Source organism: Pseudomonas sp. LF020 (genome assembly GCF_053456425.1).
In genome coordinates this window covers 169852-191631 of the sequence record NZ_JBRFIX010000005.1, presented here as the reverse complement: position 1 = coordinate 191631, position 21780 = coordinate 169852, and the positions used below count along the sequence as shown (strand labels likewise).

The window sequence follows — 21780 nt, the reverse complement described above, 5'->3', positions numbered from 1 at the left end:
TCTCTTTTTTTCCTTTGGTGGATGTCCTCATGAAAGCATTGCAATTCGATAAAACCGGCGATCTGTCTTCCCTGCGTTTCGTCGACGTACCGACCCCAATGCCCGGCACTGATGAAGTGCTGGTCGAGATCAAGGCGGCCGGTCTCAATCCCAGTGACGTGAAGAACGTGCTCGGACGATTTCCGTACACCACATTGCCACGGATTCCCGGGCGCGATTTCGCCGGTGTCGTGGTCGAGGGACCACAGGCGTTGCTCGGTCAGGAAGTCTGGGGCACCGGGCGTGAGCTGGGTTTTTTCGCCGATGGCTCGCACGCGCAGTTCGTCAAACTGCCGGCCAATGGCGTGGCGCACAAACCGTCGCACTTGAGTTTCGCCCAAGCCGCCAGCCTCGGCGTGCCGTACACCACGGCGTGGGATGCGCTGGAACGCAGTCTGGTGGCCGCTGAAACCCGTTTGCTGGTGATCGGCGGCGGTGCGGTGGCCACGGCGGCGTTGGCGCTGGCCAAGGTGCGCGGCGCGCAGATACTGGCAGCGGCGCGTCGGCCGGAGCAGGTCAAGGAGTTGCAGGCGCAAGGCTTCCAGACGATTCAGCTGGATAAACCCGAAGACCTCGGTGCGCAGGTCAACGCGGTGTACAGCGGTGGCGCCGACGTGATCTTCGACACCACCGGTTTCTGGCTGCCGGCCTCGGTGGCGGCACTGGCCGCGTTCGGGCGCATCGCGATCATCGCCGCACCGGTTGACGGCCATGTGCAGTTGCCGGCGTTGGCGTTGTACCGCAAGGGTGGATCGGTGGTGGGGATCAACTCGCTGTTGTACGGCGTGCAAGCCTGCGCGGCGATGCTCGAGCAGTTCGGGCGGTTCTTTGATGAGGATCTGTTGCCGTTGCCGCAGGGGTTGGTGGAGGTGCCATTGGCGCAAGGGTTGCAGCGCTATGCAGAGGTGAATCAGGGCAGTGGCGACAAGGTCATCCTCATCCCCTGATCTTCCAGACACCGCATAACCTGTGGGAGCTGGCTTGCCAGCGATAGCGGTAGAACAGTCGATGGAGATGTTGACTGAACTGATGCCATCGCTGGCAAGCCAGCTCCCACAGGGTTCTTTGTTGGGCTCAGGATTGCGGAACGCCGTTTTCCCACGCTGACCAGTGTTTCAGAATGTCCTGCACCAGCGGATTACCCGCGCGATAGAGGTTTTCCAGCGCCGGCACGAACCCGCCCTGATCGGCGTATTTCAGCAGATTATCCACTTCACTGCCGCCCGGTGCCGGCCGATCAAAGTCAGAGCCGGCACGCACCACGGCCAGACGCTGCACATCCACCAGACCTTCGCGACTGGCACGCAGCAGCGCTTCATAGGTGGAGTTGTCTTCCTGTTGCGTGGTGCAGTATTCACCCTTGTTATCGGTCAGCAGTTTGGTCCAGACCTCGGCGCGTTCGCTCAGGCGTGTACCGGAGAACCAGGTGTTGCCCGCCAGCGTGTCGCAACGCGTGACCACTGGCGGCTGGTTGGCCGGGGCCGACGGGTATTTGCGGCGCCACGCCGCCGATTCCTTGCTCTCGCTCAGTTCGACCTTTTGGCTCAGGGCGAAGGCTTTGGCCTGCAGTTGCGGGTTGAGTTCGAAGACTTCGGTCTTGTAGTCCAGCGGCGGTTTTTCGTTCGGACCCTTGGTGTTGATGCCGAGGTAGCCGGTCGGCCAACTCGCCGGCGCATCGCGCGAATCCAGCTCCCATTGCGTGCCGAATTCCACCAGATAATGCGCCCACGCGGCGGTGCCGATGGTGCCGTGTTTGGGGCTGATGCCGGCGATCCCGGCGATCAGGAACCAGCTTTTGCGCAGGTCGAATTTCGGCGACAGGGCCAAGGCCAGGGTTGAAGCGGCGGCGTTGGTCTGGCCCATGCCGGTGGTCAGCAGGCACACCTGTTGTGCGTTGCAGCGGATGGTCGGGTACTCGGCGGACAGGCCCGGTACGCGGATTTCCTGCTTGAGATCGAGGCGCTCGATCCAGTTCTGTGCCTCGGGGGCGAACATGGTGATCAGCACCACTTTCGGCTGGATCGGCGCTTCAGTCGCCCAGGTGGTGGAAGAGAGCAGGGCCGCAGCGGCCAGGGTCAGACGCGTCATTGCTTGCATGAGAATCTCCTGATTTCAGAACTGGTAGCCGATGCCGGCGTAGTAACCCCAACCATTGGAGCGTGCGCGGAAATTGCCGTCGCCGAAGTTCAGCTCGCTGCCGTCTTCCCAGTTGCCGCCGTTGTGGAAGTAACGGCCGACCAGGGTGAAGCGCAAGTGGGTGAACGAATACAGCAACACGTTGGTCGCCACCGTGGCATTGGCGGTGCGTGCCGGGTTGTCCTTGTGGATGTCTGAGCCGAAGTCGAAGTTGGTGAAACCGATGTAGGTCAGCGACGCGCCGTTGCTGAATTTGTCGATGGGCACGATGTACTTGAGCTGCGCGCGGTAGCCGTCCCACGAATATTCATTGCTCGCGCCATAGTTTTCCCACTGGTAGCGCCCGTACAGGTTGGCCGACAGATTGACCCGCGAGTGGGTATCGATGTCGGTGCCGAAGCCGCTGTACAGGGTGTTGGCGCGGTTCTCCTTGCGGCTGCCGTGATCGTAGATCCAGTCGAACGCCACGTACCATTCCTTGAACGGGCCGATGGCCAGGCTGCGGCCGGCGAGGTAGTCGATGGAGATGCGTGGCTCGTGTTCCATGAACACCGGTGAGCCGTGATCCCACACGCCTTTGTCGTGGCTGTTGCCGATGTTGAAGATCTTCGGAATGTCGACGTAGCCGTACAGCTCGAACGGACCCTTGCGCCCGAAGTACTCGTATTCCAGATAGATATCGTCAGCCGGTTGCGGCCCGAAGCTGATGTCCTTGCTGCCGATCAGCGTCAGGTCCTGGTTGTACCAGTCCGACAGGTAGGCGCCTTTTTTCGGCGGGGCAGCTTCCGGGCTGAGGGTTTCGCCCTGAGCGGATTCCTCGGGCAGGGCTGGTTGCGCCATCGCGCTGTGGCTGAGAACTCCGGTAACGCCGGTCAGTAGCAGGGAAACAACAAAAGTGCGCGCAAATGGGGCGCGAAGAAGGGAAGCAGCGTGCATTCAAAGTCCTTTTTTTACGAATCGAGGCCCGGGTTCTGCGGGTCTGTACGGTTTTGTTACGAAAAAGCCGTTATAGGCAGGTCGCAAACGTTTGCACAACACGTACCAAGTCGCCCACGGTGCCCTGTGTAGGAGCTGCGGCACGCTGCGATCTTTTGATTTTGCTTTGAAGATCAGGATCAAAAGATCGCAGCGTGCCGCAGCTCCTACAGGGTGATGTAGCGTACATAGAGATCAGTGTTTACTGGCCGAAACCCCTGTTCTAGACCGCCCTAGTATTAAAGTATTAACACCATTTAATCAGTGCTCCATCGCGGGGCGTCTACTAGCTTGTCAGGCATGACGCGGTTTTGTGATGACCGTCGCAGTCTTGATTCGCGTGTGGAATAAGCACGGCTACACGCCTTCAAGGAAGAATTTGGCCACGACAAGGAGTAGCCCGTGGAAGCAAGGTTTGGTGTCGCCCTCGTTTCGCGTTTTTCCCCACTTTCCCTTGCTGTGCACCTGAGCGTCGCCGGACTGTTGTTCGGCGGGGTCAGCGCGCCTGCATTGGCCACGTGCTCCACGGCAGGCTCCACGGTGACCTGTACCGGGGTGCCGACGCTGCCGCTGTTTCTCAACAATTTCGCCAGTGCCACCAGCGGCCTGACGGTCAACGTAAACTCCGGGGCGCAGATGAACGCGACGCTCGGCGGCCACGTGATGGACCTGACCGGAGTCAATATCAGCCTGAACAACTCCGGGACGATCGACCCGGCGCTGCTCGGGCTGGTGTCTGTTTTGAGCGGCGGTGCCTTCATCGGTACGGGCGCAACCAGTACGGTCAGCGTGCTCAACAATGCCAGCGGGATCATTCGCGGTACCGGCATGTTGCTCGGACTCAACCTGACCAGCCTCGACGGTCTGGGTATTGCGGTGAACAACGCTGCAGCCGGCACCACTAGCATCACCAACAACGGCACCATCACCTCGACCGGACTCTCGGTCGGCGGCATCACCCTGGCCGACACCCCGGTGGTCGGCGTGTACGGCGGTTCGCAGGTCAACATGACCAACAGCAGCACCGGCGTCATCAACGGCCGGATCGCCTTCGAGACCTCGGCGGCGGGCAACACCTTCACCAACGCCGGTGCAATCACCGGCGGCGTGTCGATGGGCGCAGCCAGCACCAACACCTTTACGGCGGTGACGGGTTCTTCGGTGCAGGTCGGTGACGGCGTGCAGGTCAGCGTCGGCCTCGGCGGACTGATCGGCATCAACCTGACCTTCGCCCCCACCGGTACCGTCGACGGCGGCGCGGGCGGTACCAACAGCCTGATCCTGCAAAACCCGGCCGGTGTCGGCGGCGGCACCACCGGGGTCGGCACGGCGTCGAGCGCCACTTACGTCAACTTCAACAACCTGACCATCAACAGCGGCACCTGGACCTTGCAGGGGCCACTGGTCAGCGGCGCGACCACGCTCAATGGCGGTGTCGCCCAGTTCAACAACAACGCCACGTTCGGCAGCGGGGTACTGACCTCCAACGGCGGGATCCTCCAGGCCAGCAACGCCGGGTTGAACCTCAGCAATCTGATCTCCCTCGGCGCCGGTGGCCTGACCGTGCAGGGCACCAACGCCACCACCCTGAGCGGGGTGATTTCCGGCAGTGGCGGCCTGAGCAAAGTCGGTGCCGGGCAACTGAGCCTCAGCGCTGCCAACACCTACCTGGGCAACACCACGCTCAACGGCGGCACCGTGCAGTTGGGCAACAACCTGGCGCTGAGCACCGGTACCGTCAACGTCACCGGCGCGACCACCTTGAGCGCGCCCGGCACGATCAACCTGAACAACGCCATCAGCCTCGGCGGCACATTGACGGCCGGCGGTACCGGCGCACTCACTCTCGGCGGCTTGATCACTGGCAGCAGCGGCCTGACCAAGACCGGCACCGGCAGCCTGACCCTCAGCGGCGCCAACAGCGGATATACCGGCACTACCACTTTGAGCGCCGGCAGCCTGCTGGTGACCAACAACAACTCGCTGGGCAGCGGCGCGCTGAATACCGCTGCCGGCACCAGTCTGGACAGCACCGCCAACGTCACGCTGGCCAATAACATCGGCATGACCGGCGCGCTCAACGTGCTCGGCAGCAATGCCCTGACCCTGGGTGGCGTGTTGTCTGGCACCGGCGGCATCACCAAGTCTGGCACCGCGAACCTGACCCTGACTGGCAACAACACCAACAGCGGCAGTACGGCGCTTAACGCCGGTAGCCTGTTCGTTGGCAGCAACACCGCGCTGGGGACCGGTGCGCTGAGCGCGGCAGCCGGCACCACGCTGGATGCGACCACCGCCGTGACCCTGGCCAACGCCGTCGCGCTGGCGGGAGGAGTGACCATCGGCGGTACTCAGGCACTGGGCCTGAGCGGCGTGATCAGCGGCGCCGGCAACCTGATCAAGAACGGCACCGCGAACCTGAGTCTCAGCGGTAACAACACCTTCACCGGCGGCACGGCGCTCAACGCCGGCACGCTGATTGTCGGCAGCAACACCGCGCTGGGCACCGGCGCATTGACCACGGCGGCAGGCACCACCCTCGACGCCAGCACCGCTGTGGCCCTGACCAATGCGGTCAGCCTCGGCGGCAACCTGAACATCGGCGGCAGCGCCGACCTGACCCTGGGCGGCATCGTCAGCGGCAGTGGCGGGCTGACCAAGAACGGCGCGGCCAATCTGATTCTCAATGGCGCCAACACCTTCCTCGGTCCCGTTGCGTTGAACGCAGGCACCATTACGGCGGGCGCGAATGCGGCGCTCGGCAGCGGCAACATCACCGTCGGCGGCGTGGCGACTCTGGACAGCAATGCGGCGGTGACACTGAACAACAACGTCATTCTCAACAACAGCCTGGGGATCGGCGGCAGCAACGCGCTGACCCTCGGCGGCGTGATCAGCGGTACCAGCCAACTGGTGAAAAATGGCGCCGCCAATCTCACCCTCAATGGCAGCAACACCTACAGCGGCGGCACCACCCTGAATGCCGGCAGCCTGACCGTCGGCAACGGTGCGGCACTGGGCGCCGGCGCCTTGTCGGTGGAAGGCGCGGGCACGCTCAACAGCAGCTCTGCGGTCAGCCTGAACAACAACGTGATTCTCAACGCCAACCTCACCGCCGGGGGCGCCAACGCGCTGACCCTGGGCGGAGTGATCAGTGGCGCGAACGGCCTGATCAAGACCGGCGCATCGAGCCTGACCCTGAGCGGCAACAACACCTACACCGGCACCACCGCGCTAAATGCCGGTTCGCTGGTGGTCGGCTCCAACACCGCTCTGGGTACGGGCGCACTGAACGCGTCGAACGGCACCACGCTGGATGCCAGCACGGCGGCGACCCTGGCCAACAACGTCAACCTCGGCGGCACCCTGACCGTCGGCGGCAGCAATGCGCTGACCCTCGGCGGGGTGGTCGCCGGTATCGGTGGCCTGGTCAAGAACGGCGCCGCCGACCTGACCCTCAACGGCGCCAACACCTATTTCGGTAACACCGCGCTGAACACCGGCAAACTGATTGTCGGCAGCAACAGCGCGCTGGGCTCCGGCACATTGAACGCGGCGGCCAACACCACGCTGGATGCCAACACTGCCGTCAGCCTGAACAATGCCGTGGCCTTGGCCGGTGCCTTGAATGTAGGGGGCACGGCGGATCTGACTCTGACCGGTCTGGTGAGCGGCGCCGGCAGTCTGGTGAAAGACGGCGCGGCCAATCTGATTCTCAATGCGGCCAACAACTACCTCGGCGGCACCACCCTCAACGCCGGTACGTTGACCGTTGGCAACAGTTCGGCGCTGGGTTCCGGCGCTTTGACTGTCGCGGGTGCTGCCACACTGGACAGCAATTCGCCGCTGGTCAGCCTCAATAACGGCGTCACTCTCAACGCTGGATTGACCGTCGGCGGCACGCAGAATCTGACCCTCGGTGGCGTCACCAGCGGCAGCGGCCAATTGATCAAGAATGGCGCAGCGAATCTGACACTCAACGGCAATAACACCTTCAGCGGCGGCACCACCCTCAACGCCGGCACCCTGACCCTGGGCAATGCCAACGGTCTGGGCAGTGGTGGCTTGACCGTCGGCGGCGCGGCGACTCTCGATAACAGCGCCTCGTTCGGCATCGGCAACGCGATCACCCTCAACGCCGGGCTGACGGTGGCCGGCAATAACGACCTGAGCCTCAACGGCATCATCGACGGCGCCGGCAGCCTGACCAAGAACGGTCTGTCGGATCTGACCCTGGCCGGCAACAACACCTTTACCGGCGCCGTGAACATCGTTTCCGGCAGCGTCACCACCCTCAACACCAACGCGCTGGGCAACACTTCTGGCGTCAACATCAGTGCCGGTGCCGGCCTGAATCTCGGTAGCGATGCCAGCCTCGGCGCGCTGACCGGCAGCGGCAGTGTGCAACTGACCGGCAGCAACACGTTGACCGTCGGTGGCGGCAACGTCACCAGCACCTTTGATGGTGATCTCAGTGGCAGCGGTGGCCTGACCAAGGTCGGCACCGGCACCTTGAACCTCACTGGCATCAACGGCATCACCGGCAACACCGCGATCAATGGCGGTACCGTGGATCTGTCCGGTTCGCTGGGCAGTGCGCAGGTCAACGTCAACACCGGCGGTACCCTGACCGGTAGCGGCTCGGCGCTTGGCACGGTGAACATCAACAACGGCGGTCATCTGGCGCTGTCCTCGGGCAATACCTTGTCGGCCAGTGGCCTGACCCTTGGTGCCGGCAGTAATGTTGACGTCGCCCTGGCGACACCGTCGACCACCTCGCTGATGAACGTCGGCGGCAACCTGACACTGGACGGCAATCTCAACGTCAGCGATGCCGGCGGTTTCGGCGTCGGTGTGTATCGCCTGTTCAACTACACCGGTGCCCTGACCAATCTGGGCCTGGACGTCGCCAGCGTGCCGGTCGGCTATGGCCTCGGCGATCTGGTGGTGCAGACCGGTGTGGCCAATCAGATCAACATTCAGGTGTCGGCACCGAACGTCAACATCCGTTACTGGGACGGCAGCCAGACCATTGCCAACGGCGTGGTCGATGGCGGCAGCGGCACGTGGAACGCGGTCGGCACCAACTGGACCGATGCCAACGGTCTGGTCAACCAGCCATGGGCCGGTGACTTCGCGGTGTTCCAGGGTGCTGCGGGCACTGTGACGGTGAACGGCACGCAAGCGTTCACCGGCATGCAATTCCTCACCGACGGCTACAACCTGGTCACCGGTGCGGCGGGGCAATTGACCGCTGTCAACGGCACTGGCGGTACCACAGCACTGCGGGTTGATCCGGGCGTTACTGCGACCATCGGTGTGAATATCGATGGCAGCGGGATTCTCAACAAACTCGACGCCGGTACCCTGGTGCTCAATGGCGCCAACACCTACAGCGGCGGCACGCAGCTGGACGGCGGCAAGATCATTGTTGGCAGCAACACCGCGCTGGGCAGCGGCACGCTGACCGCCAACGCTGGCACACAACTCGATAGCAACACAGCGGTAACGCTGGCTAACGCGGCAACGCTCAACGGCAATTTGACCGTGGTCGGCAGCAATGCGCTGACCCTCAACGGCGTGATCGGTGGCACCGGTGGCCTGATCAAGAATGGCGCGGCCAACCTGACCCTCGGCGGCAACAACGCCTTCCTCGGGCCGGTGGCGCTGAACGCTGGCGGATTGGTTCTGGCGTCGAACTCGGCGCTGGGCTCCAGCACGCTGAATGCGGCTGGCGGCACCACGCTGGATGCCAGCACCGCGACTTCGGTAAACAACGCGGTGAATCTGGCCGGTAACCTCGGCATCGGTGGCACAGCGGATCTGACTTTGGCCGGTACGGTCAACGGCGCCGGCAGTCTGAGTAAAAACGGCGCGGCCAATCTGACCCTCAGCGGCAATAACAACTTCCTCGGTGGCACTACCCTGAACGCCGGCACCCTGACAGTCGGCAGCAACTCGGCGCTGGGTCTGGGCAACCTGACCGTGGCCGGCGCTTCGGCGCTGGACAGCAGCGCAGCGGTGAGTCTGGGCAACAACGTGGTACTCAACGCCAACCTCAGCAACACCGGCAGCAACAATCTGACCCTCGCCGGTGTGGTGAGTGGCGCGGGCGGGCTGATCAAGAACGGCGCCTCGAACCTGACGCTCAACGGCATCAACACTTACACCGGTGGCACCACGCTGAATGCCGGTACGCTGACCCTTGGCACTGGCGCCTCTCTGGGCAGTGGTGCGCTGACCGTTGCTGGTGCTTCGAGTCTCGACACCACCGCGCCGCTGGCGCTGGCCAACAACATCAACCTCAACGCCAACCTCGGTCTGACCGGTAACAACAACCTGACCCTCGGCGGTGTGATCGCCGGGGCGGGCACCCTGACCAAAAACGGTCTGGCCGACGTGACGCTGTCCGGCAACAACACCTTCAGCGGCACCTTCGATGTGCAATCCGGCAGTCTGACCACCCTCAGCGGCGCGGCATTGGGCAACAACGCCACGGTCAATCTCGCGGGCGGCGCGGCGCTGAATCTCGGTGCTTCGGGCAGCCTCGCCAGCCTGACCGGCAGCGGTACCGCGCTGGTCGGCACCGGCAACACCCTGAGTCTGGGTGGCAACAACGTCAGCAGCACCTTCGCCGGCATCCTCAGCGGTGACGGCGGGCTGACCAAACTCGGCACGGGTACGCTGACCCTCAGCGGCATCAGCGACCTGACCGGCGATACCAACGTCAACGCCGGCACCCTGCAGGTCAACGGCTCGCTGGCCAGCGGCAACGTACTGGTCAACAGCGGCGGCACCCTTGGTGGCAGCGGCAACTTGACCGGTGCGGTGACCGTGGCCGATGGCGGGCATCTGGCCGGCGTTACCGGCAGCACGCTGGCGGTGGATTCACTGGTGTTCAACGGCAACGCCAACTTCGATGTCGGCCTCGGCACGCCGGTCTCCGGTGGCGGTAACGCGCTGGTGAACGTTGGCGGCAACCTGACCCTCGACGGCACTCTAAACGTCAGCGACATCGGTGGTTTTGGCAGTGGCGTGTATCGCCTGATCAACTACACCGGCGGCCTGACCGATAACGGCATGCTGATCGGCACGGTGCCGGGCAGCGTCACCCCCGGCGATCTGACTCTGCAAACCGCGCTGGCCAACCAGATCAACCTGCTGGTTACCGCACCGGGCGTCACCGTGCAGTTCTGGGACGGCAACCAACTCGTCGCCAACGGTTCGGTCGATGGCGGCAGCGGCACCTGGGGCACCGGCACCACCAACTGGACCGACGTCAACGGCACCACCAATCAGGCCTGGACCAACAACTTCGCGGTGTTCCAGGGTGCGGCGGGCACGGTCACCGTGAACGGCGCACAAACCATCACCGGCATGCAGTTCGTCACCGATGGCTACAGCCTGGTGAACGGCACGGCGGGTTCGCTGAATCTGGTCAACGGCTCACTGGGCAACGCCTCGGTACGGGTCGATCCGAACGCCACCGCGACCGTCGGCGTTGCACTCAATGGCAGCGGCACCCTCGGCAAATACGACAGCGGTACGCTGGTGCTCAACGCCGCCAACGGCTACACCGGCGGCACCGCACTCAACGGCGGCAAGATTGTCGTCGGCAACAACGCCGCGCTCGGTACCGGCGTGTTGACTGCTGCGGACGGCACCGCACTGGACAGCAACGCAGCGGTCAGTCTCGCCAACGCGGTGGTGCTCAATGGCGGGTTGACCGTCGCCGGCTCCAACGCCTTGACTCTCGGCGGTGTGGTCAGCGGCAGCGGCAGCCTGATCAAGTCCGGTGCTTCGAGCCTGACCCTCAACGGCAGCAACACTTACAGCGGCGGCACTCAGCTCGCTGGCGGCACATTGGTGCTGGGCAATAACAGCGCGATCAGCAGCGGTGCATTGAACGTGACCGGCAACGGTAGCCTCGACAGCAGCTCGGCGCTGCAACTGGCCAACGCGATCAATCTGGGGTCGCAACTGACCCTGGCCGGCAACCAGAACACCACGCTGCTCGGCGCCATCACCGGCACCGGCAGTCTGGTGAAAAACGGCAGCGCTGACCTCGTGCTGAGTGGTGCCAATACCTACAGCGGCGGCACCACGCTGAACGCTGGCACTACCACTGGCGACACCAGCAGCCTGCAAGGCGCCATCGTCAACAACGCAGCGCTGACCTTCGCGCAAAACGCCGACGGCAGCTACACCGGCAACCTCACCGGCGCCGGCACGCTGAACAAGACCGGCACCGGCCAGTTGCTCCTGACCGGCAACAACACCTTCACCGGCAACACCTCGGTGCAGGCCGGCAACCTGATCGTCAATGGTGTGCTCAACAGCGCCAACGTCAACGTCGCCAGCGGCGCGAAAATCGGCGGCAGCGGGCAACTGGGTGGCAACGTACAACTGGCCAGCGGTGCAACGCTGAGCGGTGGCGGCACGGCCACGCCGTTGTCGGTCGGTGCGCTGACATTGTCCTCGGGCACCAACCTGGACTTCAGCCTCGGCTCGGCCGCCAGCTCCACCACGGTGGTCAACGTCGCCGGCAACCTGACCCTCGACGGCACGCTGAACATCAGCAATGCCGGCGGCTTTGGCACCGGGGTCTATCAACTGTTCCGTTACGGCGGCAGCCTGACCGACAACGGTCTGGTCTACGGCAGCCTGCCGGTATCGGCGGCCAACCTGACCCTGCAAACCGCGATTGCCAATCAGGTCAACCTGCTGGTGCAGGGCAGTCCGGGTGAAGTGCAGTTCTGGAACGGCGGCACCACCAATCCTGACGGCAGTATCGGTGGCGGCAGTGGCGTGTGGGGCCCGGGCACCAACTGGACCGATCCGAGCGGCACGCTGGCGCTGGCGTCCAATGGTCAGTTCGCAGTGTTTGGTGGCCAGGCCGGTACCGTCACTGTGCAGGGCAATCAGAACTTCACCGGTCTGCAGTTCCTCACCGGCGGTTACAGCCTGGTGCCGGGCGCTGGCGGTACGCTGACGCCAGTCAACGGTGCGGACGGCAGCCTGGCGCCGGTGCGGGTCAATGCCGGGGCCAGTGCTGAAATCGACGTGCCGCTGATCGGCACCGGCGGTATCGAGAAACTCGATTCCGGCACCCTTGTGCTGACTGGCGCCAACACCTACAGCGGTGGCACCACCGTCAGTGGCGGTACGCTGATCGGTAACACCACCAGCCTGCAAGGCAACATCACCGACAACGCCACACTGGTGTTCCAGCAGAATGCCAATGGTCAGTTCAACGGCATCCTCAGTGGACTCGGGGCGATGGCCAAACGCGGTGCCGGCACGCTGTTGCTGACCGGTAATCAGCCGTTCAGTGGCACCGTCTCGGTCGATCAAGGCGTGTTGCAAGTCGGCAGCCGTGCGGCCCGGGCTTCGTTGGGCGCGCAAGTCACGGTCGCCAACGGCGCAGGCCTTAGCGGTAACGGCAGCGTCGGTTCGGTGGTCAACCACGGTGTGGTAGCTTCCGGGGGGGCTGACGGCACCTTGAGCGTGGCCGGCAACCTGACCAACAGCAGCGATGGTGTGCTGGCGCTGACGGTCAGTTCGCCAACCGCGACACCGTTGGCGGTGGGTGGTACGGCGGCATTGGGCGGCGGTCTGGTGGTCAACAGCCTGGCGCCGTTCACCGGCAATACCACTTACTCGTTGATCACCGCGGGCGGTGGTGTGACTGGCACCTTCAGTGCCGCCGATCTGCCGCAGTACGCGTTCCTCGACAGCTCGCTGGTCTACGGTGCCGACTCGGTCACCCTGGCTGTGAGCCGCAACGGCAACTCGTTCGCCGATGTCGCTACCACGGGCAACCAGCGCGGCACCGCCACGGCACTGTCCAATAACGGTGCGGCTGGCGCGGCGTTGCAGAACCAGATCGTCAACCTCAGCGTGGCCGGTGCGCGTAATGCGTTCGACAGCCTCTCCGGGGAAATCCATGCCAGTACCGCCAGCGCCATGCTTGAGGATTCGCGCTTCATCCGTGAAGCGGTGAATGACCGCATGCGTCAGCCATCGTGCAGCGCTGCGGACGATCCGCGCAGAACCCTGGCACCGAGCGACACGCAACTGAGCAGCAATGGCTGCCATGGGGAAATGGTCGGCTGGATCCGGGCCATCGGTGCCTGGGGTGACATGGGCGGCGACAGCAACACGGCGAAGGTCGATCGCAACCTCGGCGGTTTCATGCTCGGCACCGACAAGGCGCTGGATGACACCTGGCGTGCCGGGATGGCGGCCGGCTATACCCGCAGCAATCTCAATGCGCATGATCGCAACTCGGATGCCAAGGTCGACAGCTACCACTTGGCCGGTTATCTGAACTCGCAATTCGATGCACTGGCAGTGCGCCTCGGCGCGGCTTACAGCTGGCACAGCATCGAGACCAAACGCGATGTCAGCGTCGGTACTTACAACGATCGCCTGAAGGCCGATTACGACGCACGCAGTGCGCAGGTGTTCGGTGAAGTGGGTTACGCGATCAACGCGGCAGGCGTTGCCATCGAACCGTTCGCAGGGCTTGCCTACGTGAACTACGACAGCGATACCGGCAAGGAAAAAGGTGGAGTGGGGCGCCTGAAGGCCGACGCCGATCAGGACATCACCTACTCGACCCTCGGCGTGCGCATCGGCAAATTGGTGACCCTGGCCAATGGCAGCCAACTGACGCCACGCGCGGCCATCGGCTGGCGGCATGCCTACGGCGATACCAAACCTGACGCCGACCTGACCTTCATCGACGGCGGCGCCTCGTTCAGCACCCAGGGCGTGCCGATTGCCAAGGACAGCGCACTGCTCGAAGCCGGCATCGACTTCCAGGTCACCCCGACCGGCAAACTGGGCATCGGCTACTCGGGCCAGGTGTCCAGCGACAACAATGACAGCGCGTTCAACATCAGCTTCAGTCAAAGCTTCTGAATCATGGTCGAAGTACTTTAGCCGCCCGAAAGGGCGGTTTTTTTTGCACAATCAAAAGCCTTTGTGGCGAGTGATTTATGCAGTGAGGCAGGAACAAAATGGATCTGTCGAAGTATTTGTTACATCTGGAAAACCGCCTGCTGTCGCGCGCCGTGCGCGAGGACGTCGCTGAACTGGCGCGATTGATCGCGGACGACTTTGTCGAATTCGGCGCCAGCGGCGGCATCTGGAACAAATCCGCTGTGCTGGAAGCGCTGCCGCAGCAAGCGTTCTCCCAACGTACCGTCAGTCAGTTCACGCTCAAGCAATTGTCGGAAGATTCGGCGCTGGTGACGTATCACTGCCATACCGTCGCTGTCGGCCAGCGGGTGCCGGCGGACAGCCTGCGCAGTTCGGTATGGCGGCGGCAGGGGGAGCAGTGGCAGATGGTTTTTCATCAGGGCACCTTTTGTGCCCGGCCGTGAAACCGTGGGGACCCGTTGATAGCTTTCGCGAGCAAGCTCGCTTCCACACTGGATTTTCAGTGAACACAGGATTTGTGGATGACAGCGATCCCCTGTGGGAGCGAGCTTGCTCGCGAAGGGGGGCCGAACACTCAGCGCAAAAATCTGCCGGCCCGCGCTCTGCTAGAATCCGCCCCATCAACTGCCAGAGACTCTCCCATGAGCGAGCCGATTCGTCTGACCCAATACAGCCACGGTGCCGGGTGTGGCTGCAAGATTTCCCCGCAGGTGCTGGAAGTGATTCTGGCCGGCAGCGGTGCGCAGAACCTTGACCCGAAACTGTGGGTCGGCAATGCCTCGCGTGATGACGCGGCGGTGTACGAGATCGATGCCGAGCGCGGGGTGGTGTCGACCACGGACTTCTTCATGCCGATCGTCGACGACCCGTTCGACTTCGGCCGTATCGCCGCAACCAACGCGATCAGCGACATCTACGCGATGGGCGGCGACCCGCTGATGGCGATCGCGATCCTTGGCTGGCCGGTGAATGTGCTGGCGCCGGAAGTGGCGCGGGAAGTGATTCGCGGCGGGCGTGCAGTGTGTGACGCCGCCGGCATTCCGCTGGCCGGCGGGCATTCGATCGATGCGCCGGAGCCGATCTTCGGCCTGGCCGTGACCGGTCTGGTGGAAAAGCGCCACATGAAGCGCAACGACACCGCCACCGCCGGCTGCCTGCTGTATCTGACCAAGCCGCTGGGCATTGGCATCCTCACCACCGCCGAGAAAAAGGGCAAATTGCGTCCCGGCGATGTCGGTGTGGCCCGCGACTGGATGTGCACCCTGAACAAGCCCGGCAGCCGTTTCGGCAAACTCGCCGGGGTCGCTGCGATGACCGACGTTACCGGTTTCGGTCTGCTCGGGCATCTGGTGGAAATGGCCGATGGCAGCCACCTGACCGCACGCATCGGCTACAACCATGTGCCGCGTCTGGACAGCGTCGAGTACTACCTCGAACAGGGCTGTGTGCCCGGTGGTACGTTGCGTAACTTCGACAGCTATTCGAGCAAGCTCGGTCGTCTGCAGGAGTTGCACAAGCGCGTGCTGTGCGACCCGCAGACCAGCGGCGGCCTGCTGATTGCGGTCACTCCCGAAGGTAACGACGAGTTCCTCGCCGTCGCCGCCGAACTGGGTCTGGACCTGGCGCCGATCGGTGAGCTGGTCGAGCGACAGACCCACGCAGTCGAGGTGATCTGATGTCACGCGACTGCACCGATTACCGCGATATTTTCCTCAACGACCGGCCAATGATGGATGCGCGTGCGCCGATCGAGTTTGCCCACGGCGCGTTTCCCGGCGTGGTCAACCTGCCGCTGATGAACGACCGCGAGCGCGAGCAGGTCGGAACTTGCTACAAGCAGCATGGACAACAAGCGGCCATCGCCCTCGGTGAGCGGCTGGTGTCTGCCGACGTGCGTGAGCAGCGCATTCAGGGCTGGGTCGAGTTTGCCCGGGCACATCCCGACGGCTACCTGTATTGCTTTCGCGGCGGCCTGCGTTCGCAGATCGTCCAGCAATGGATCAAGGAGCAGGGCGGGATCGATTACCCGCGGGTCGGCGGTGGCTACAAGGCGATGCGCACGTTCCTGCTGGAGACCATCGATCAGGCCGTGGCCGAGTGCGATCTGGTGCTGCTGGGCGGAATGACCGGCACCGGCAAGACCGAATTGCTGGTGCAGTTGCGCAATGGTCTGGATCTGGAAGGCCACGCCAATCATCGGGGATCGAGTTTCGGCAAACGCGCCACCGGGCAACCGACCAATATCGATTTCGAAAACCGTCTGGCCGTTGATCTGCTGAAAAAACGCGCCGGCGGGATCCAGCAGTTTGTGCTGGAAGACGAGAGCCGGGTCGTCGGCAGTTGTGCCTTGCCATTGCCGCTGTACCGGGGCATGCAAGTGGCGCCGATGGTCTGGCTCGAAGACAGCCTGGAGCAGCGGGTCGAGCGGATCCTGCAGGACTATGTGGTCAACCTGCACGCCGAGTTCGTCGCGGTGCATGGCGAGGAGGGCTTTGCGCTGTATGCCGAACGGTTGATCGCGAGTTTGAACAATATCCAGCGCCGGCTGGGTGGCGAACGCCATCAGCGGATGTTCCTGCAGATGGAAGAGGCCTTGGCCGAGCAGGCGCGCAGCGGATCGGTCGAGGCGTTCCGTGAATGGATCAGCGTGTTGCTGCGCGAATATTACGACCCGATGTATGCGTTTCAGCGTGAAAAGAAGGGCGGGCGAATCGAGTTTGCCGGGGAACGCGGGGCGGTGCTGGAGTATCTGCGTGAGCGGGTGAATCAGCGGGTTTGAGGGTGTTCTTGCGGGCCCAATCGCTGGCAAGCCAGCTCCCACAGTGTTTTGTGGAAACCGTAAATATGGGCTTCACACAAACCCTGTGGGAGCTGGCTTGCCAGCGATGAGGAACCGACAGACCGCCAATCACTCAAGTCGGACAAGTCACCTTGCCGTTATCCAGCCCTTGCTTGTAGCTGTGACTCTGCAAACTGGCCTTGCCGTTGTGCCAGGTCAGGGTCAGCACGTACAGCGAATCGAAATCGCCCGACGCCCAGTCATCGGTGATGGTCTGCTTTTCGCCGACCGCCTTGCCGGCAACCTTGTTGATCAACTCCGGCAGATAGCCGTGTGACCAGGCGGTGTAGATCGTCGCGTTGTGGTACTTGTCCTCGGTCAGCTCGCGCGCCAGGTCACTGGTGTCGTTGGCGGAGAACTCGATGTTCACCGGCAGGCCGAGCTTGATCGCCGCGGGGCTGATGGTCATCAACGGACGGATGTAGCTGTAGGAGTTGTCCAGCTCGCCTTCCTCGACGTTGCGCGTCGGGTTGGCGGCGAATACGTAGTCCGCCTTGCCGAATTTTTCCGGCAGCAGGGTCGACAGCTCGATCGCCCGGTTCAGGCCCTGACAGTTGAGCTGGCCGAGACCGCCCTCGGGTTTTTCTGCGTGGCGCAGGAAGATCAGGGTTTGCGTACCGTCCACCGGTTGCGCGCGAATCTGGCTCGACTCGAGCGACAAGGTCAGCGCACTGACCGCCAGCAGGGAGGGCAGGGCCACGTAGGCGCGGTGTTTGAAGCGTTTGGCGAAACTCATGAGGTTCGTCATTGAATATAGGATTCTTCAGCAAATTCGGTTGGGGCTGACCAACCCTTACACCACGGGCTCCCAGCACCGGGTGTTGTCCATGTCGTGTCGTATTTCCCTTGCAAAGACATAGCTCAGAGTCCACTGAGGCCGCTTGGTTCATGCACCTTACCCGCAGGATGTTACGGTTCGTGTAGGAGCTGCCGCAGGCTGCGATCTTTTGATCCAGCTTTTAGAAACCAAATCAAAAGATCGCAGCCTGCAGCAGCGCCTACATTATGATCAGTGTTTTCCTTGTGACTGGATGTTTGCCATGACCGATCTGTCCGCGTTCCCGATCACCCAGAAATGGCCGGCGCAGTACCCCGACTGGATTCAGCTCTATTCCCTGCCGACCCCCAACGGCGTCAAGGTCTCGATCATGCTCGAAGAGATCGGCCTGCCCTACGAGCCGCACCGTGTGGGCTTCGACACGCAGGATCAGCTGTCTCCCGAGTTCCTGTCGCTGAACCCCAACAACAAGATCCCGGCGATCCTCGACCCCCACGGCCCCGAGGATCAGCCGCTGCCGCTGTTCGAGTCCGGCGCGATCCTGATCTACCTCGCCGACAAGAGCGGCCAGTTGCTGGCCCAGGAAGGCGCGCTGCGCTACGAAACGATTCAGTGGCTGATGTTCCAGATGGGCGGTATCGGCCCGATGTTCGGCCAGCTCGGTTTCTTCAACAAATTCGCCGGCAAGGATTACGAGGACAAGCGTCCCCGTGATCGCTACGTCGAGGAGAGCAAACGCCTGCTCAGCGTGCTCGACAAACGTCTGGAAGGTCGCGACTGGATCATGGGCGAGCGCTACACCATCGCCGACATCGCCACGTTCCCGTGGGTGCGCAACCTGATCGGGTTCTATGAGGCCGGGGATCTGGTCGGGATCAGCAATTTCCCCAACGTGACCCGGGTGCTGGAGCGCTTTCTGGCGCGCCCGGCTGTGGTGCGCGGGTTGACCATTCCTTCCTGACCTTCACCCGACCCTGTGGGAGCTGGCTTGCCAGCGATGAAGCCGGCACAGTCAATATCTATGTTGCCTGACCCACCGCTATCGCTGGCAAGCCAGCTCCCACAGGTAATCGGATTGTTCCAAGGATTATTGCACCGCCGGTAATGCTGTCTTGATTGATCCAGGTTTGTACCTGCGCCCAACGAAGGCATAAGCTTCGTCCCCTACGACTTTCGTCTCATCTGCCGTTTCAGGAAGATCCATGTCCAGCCAGTTCCCCGAAGCACGTCCCCGCCGTCTGCGCCGCAATGCGAGCCTGCGCAGCCTGTTCCAGGAAACCGAGTTCAGCCTGAATGATCTGGTGCTGCCGATTTTCGTCGAAGAAGAGATCGACGACTTCGTGCCGATCAAGAGCATGCCGGGGGTGATGCGCATTCCCGAGCGCAAGCTGGCCAGTGAAATCGAGCGTTATGCCCGTGCCGGGATCAAGTCGGTGATGACCTTTGGCGTGTCCCATCATCTGGACGCCAACGGCAGCGACACCTGGCGCGAAAACGGCCTGGTCTCGCGCATGTCGCGGATTGCCAAGGACGCGGTGCCGGAAATGATCGTGATGTCCGACACCTGCTTCTGCGAATACACCGATCACGGCCACTGTGGCGTGATGCACAACCACGAAGTCGACAACGACCAGACCCTGATCAACCTCGGCAAGCAAGCCGTGGCGGCGGCGCGTGCCGGCGCTGACGTGATCGCCCCGTCGGCGGCGATGGACGGCCAGGTACGGGCAATTCGCCGGGCACTGGATGACGCCGGTTTCACCCAGATTCCGATCATGGCCTACTCGACCAAATTCGCCTCGGCACTCTACGGCCCGTTCCGCGAGGCCGGTGGCAGCGCGCTGAAGGGCGACCGCAAAAGTTATCAGATGAACCCGATGAACCGCCGCGAAGCCCTGCGCGAATCGCTGCTCGACGAACAGGAAGGCGCCGATGCGCTGATGGTCAAACCGGCCGGTGCGTACCTCGACATCATCCGCGACATCCGTGAAGCCTCGAACCTGCCGCTGTCGGCGTATCAGGTCAGCGGCGAATACGCGATGATCAAGTTCGGCGCGCAGGCCGGTGCAATCGACGAGGATCGCGTGGTGCGCGAAAGCCTGGGCGCGATCAAGCGTGCGGGTGCGGATCTGATCTTCACCTACTTTGCGATGGATCTGGCGCTGGCCGGGATCTGACAGACACCGAAATACCCCTGTGGGAGCTGGCTTGCCAGCGATTGCGTCGGTACAGTCAAAATCAATGTTGGCTGATCCACCGCTATCGCTGGCAAGCCAGCTCCCACAGGAATTCAGGGTGTTCTTGGGTCAGGGGCAGGGAAGAACGGCCTTATCCCGTGATCCCGAAAGTACCGCTCGATCACCTTCGGATCCGCACTGTTATCGGCAATCGCCACATAGGTATCCGGGCGCAACAGATAAAACCCGTTACGCGCCAACCCCGCCGTGTCAAACGCCGGCCGCCAGTCGAACACGTGCAGCGACAGATGGTGTTCGTTGCACCAAGCGATCATCTCGTCGCTGGTGTCGCCGTAAACGTGCACCTGCCAGCACGGCTGGCGCAGCGGTTCGTAGTTATCCCCCTCACCATCATGCGCCCACGGCAAGCGGTCGCCGCCGTGGACGTGGCCGGCCGTGCCCTGGCTCAGCGGCATGCCGCGATAGTTGAGGGTGACTTGCGAAACGGTGCGAAAAAGGAATTCGCGGCTGGCCTCGAAGGTTGCCATTTTCGGGATCAGAAACGGTGCCAGGCGCGTGCGCAGCAGATCGGCGATGCGCCCCTCGGCGGTGACGAAACTGAACACTTTGTCGGTGGTCGACACCAGGCGGCGAGCGAAGGCAATTCGCTCGGTTTCGTAAGTGTCGAGCAGCTTCGCCGTGGCGCTGCCGTTGAGTACGGCGGCGAGTTTCCACGCCAGATTGATCGCATCGCCAATGCCGGTGTTCATGCCCTGGCCGCCGGCGGGGCTGTGCACGTGCGCGGCGTCGCCGAGGAGAAACGCCCGACCGCTGCGAAAGTGCTCGGCCACGCGGTGATGCACGCGGTAGGTGGAGAACCAGTTGACCTCGTCGATGTGCACTTTCAGGTGCTCGATGGCGCGGCTGCTGACGTCGGCAAATTGCAGGGTTTCGGCGCGGTCGGCACGTTCGTCGCGCACCGTGCCGATCAGTCGGGCGCGGCCTTCACCGGCCAGCGGGAACACCGCGAGAAAATCCGCTTCGTCCAGATCCAGGTGCAGTTCACCGTTGAGCGCCGGGCCGCTGGCCTGTACATCCGCGACGTAGAAAATCTGCTGATAGGTGCCGCCCGGGAAACCGCTGTCGAGGGTTTTGCGCACCACCGAGCGGGCGCCATCGCAGCCTGCCAGATAGCATGCCTGACAGATTTCCTGTTGCCCGTCGGGCAAGCGCAGATGCGCGCTGAGCCCATCGCCGGTTTCTTCGAAACTCTCGAGTTCGGTATTGCGCTCAACCACTACGTCGTAGTCTTCGAGGCGTTCGAGCAGCAGCCGTTCGTGCTGATCCTGGGGAAAGATTTCGATGAACGAGTAGGGCGTCAGGCCTTCGCCGATGCGCTGCAACGGCAACAGCGCGACCGGTTTGCCCTTGACCCAGAAATTCGCCGCCGCGACCTTGTGGCCGTTGCGCACCACGGTGTCGGCCAGGTCCAGCTGGCGATACAACTCCAGGGTGCGCGCCTGCACCGCCAGCGCCCGCGAGGTGGTGCCGGGCGCGGAGGTCTTGTCGATGATACGCACGCGCACGCCCAGTTTGCTCAGCCACAGGGCCAGCACCAGACCGGTCGGGCCGGCACCGATGATCAGTACGTCGCTGCGGTTCATGGGCCTGTCCTCCGTTGGCTGTGCAGCAAGTATGGATCAGCAGGGCGGGGCGGCCAGTTTGTCGGCCAGACGGAAAAAGGCCCCGCGGCGGTGGCGCTGCCGAGCCTTATTGATATCTGGCTGAGATTTTGTGGCGAGGGAGCTTGCTCCCGCTGGGTCGCGAAGCGGCCCTCCGCTTCTTTGATCAAAGCGGACTGCTGCGCAGTCCAGCGGGAGCAAGCTCCC

Annotated in this window: 11 protein-coding genes; 7 read left to right on the top strand and 4 right to left on the bottom strand. The window is 63.1% G+C overall.

Annotated elements, in window-relative coordinates:
- Window positions 1–29 precede the first annotated feature (29 nt).
- Window positions 30–986 (top strand): quinone oxidoreductase family protein, encoded by a 957-nt coding sequence (locus ACU680_RS14060; protein WP_400758677.1) that lies wholly within the window; start codon window positions 30–32, stop codon window positions 984–986.
- Between the two features lie 127 nt (window positions 987–1113).
- On the opposite strand, the gene ACU680_RS14055 is transcribed toward ACU680_RS14060, so the two are convergent.
- Both ACU680_RS14055 and ACU680_RS14050 read right to left on the bottom strand, forming a co-directional pair.
- On the bottom strand, window positions 1114–2136 hold the full coding sequence (locus ACU680_RS14055; protein ID WP_448179748.1) for a purine-nucleoside phosphorylase: 1023 nt from the start codon (window positions 2134–2136) through the stop codon (window positions 1114–1116).
- A gap of 15 nt (window positions 2137–2151) precedes the next feature.
- Window positions 2152–3111, bottom strand: coding sequence for a nucleoside-specific channel-forming protein Tsx (locus tag ACU680_RS14050; protein WP_448179747.1), 960 nt, complete (start codon window positions 3109–3111; stop codon window positions 2152–2154).
- Between the two features lie 441 nt (window positions 3112–3552).
- On the opposite strand from ACU680_RS14050, the gene ACU680_RS14045 reads away from it, so the two are divergent.
- The 4 genes from ACU680_RS14045 to mnmH all read left to right on the top strand — a co-directional run bounded on the left by ACU680_RS14045 (window position 3553) and on the right by mnmH (window position 16876).
- Window positions 3553–14076: an autotransporter-associated beta strand repeat-containing protein gene (locus ACU680_RS14045; RefSeq protein ID WP_448179746.1), complete on the top strand. Its 10524-nt coding sequence runs from the start codon at window positions 3553–3555 to the stop codon at window positions 14074–14076.
- A gap of 98 nt (window positions 14077–14174) precedes the next feature.
- On the top strand, window positions 14175–14540 hold the full coding sequence (locus tag ACU680_RS14040) for a nuclear transport factor 2 family protein (protein ID WP_448179745.1): 366 nt from the start codon (window positions 14175–14177) through the stop codon (window positions 14538–14540).
- Window positions 14541–14738: 198 nt separating this feature from the next.
- Window positions 14739–15773 carry a selenide, water dikinase SelD gene (gene selD, locus ACU680_RS14035; RefSeq protein ID WP_448179744.1) on the top strand — a complete coding sequence of 345 codons (1035 nt, stop codon included), beginning with the start codon at window positions 14739–14741 and terminating at the stop codon, window positions 15771–15773.
- Window positions 15773–16876 carry a tRNA 2-selenouridine(34) synthase MnmH gene (mnmH, locus tag ACU680_RS14030; RefSeq protein WP_448179743.1) on the top strand — a complete coding sequence of 368 codons (1104 nt, stop codon included), beginning with the start codon at window positions 15773–15775 and terminating at the stop codon, window positions 16874–16876. Before selD ends, mnmH begins: the two co-directional genes overlap by 1 nt.
- Before the next feature lie 133 nt (window positions 16877–17009).
- Here the strand turns inward: mnmH and ACU680_RS14025 are convergent, their stop codons facing one another.
- Window positions 17010–17684 carry a histidine phosphatase family protein gene (locus tag ACU680_RS14025; RefSeq protein ID WP_098968050.1) on the bottom strand — a complete coding sequence of 225 codons (675 nt, stop codon included), beginning with the start codon at window positions 17682–17684 and terminating at the stop codon, window positions 17010–17012.
- A gap of 292 nt (window positions 17685–17976) precedes the next feature.
- On the opposite strand from ACU680_RS14025, the gene ACU680_RS14020 reads away from it, so the two are divergent.
- Together ACU680_RS14020 and hemB are read left to right on the top strand one after the other, a co-directional pair.
- A complete protein-coding gene (locus ACU680_RS14020) occupies window positions 17977–18675 on the top strand; it encodes a glutathione binding-like protein (RefSeq protein ID WP_448179742.1) in 699 nt (232 codons plus the stop codon).
- Between the two features lie 241 nt (window positions 18676–18916).
- Window positions 18917–19891 carry a porphobilinogen synthase gene (gene hemB, locus ACU680_RS14015; RefSeq protein ID WP_003223551.1) on the top strand — a complete coding sequence of 325 codons (975 nt, stop codon included), beginning with the start codon at window positions 18917–18919 and terminating at the stop codon, window positions 19889–19891.
- Between the two features lie 113 nt (window positions 19892–20004).
- On the opposite strand, the gene ACU680_RS14010 is transcribed toward hemB, so the two are convergent.
- Window positions 20005–21555, bottom strand: coding sequence for an FAD-dependent oxidoreductase (locus ACU680_RS14010; protein WP_448179741.1), 1551 nt, complete (start codon window positions 21553–21555; stop codon window positions 20005–20007).
- Window positions 21556–21780 lie beyond the last annotated feature (225 nt).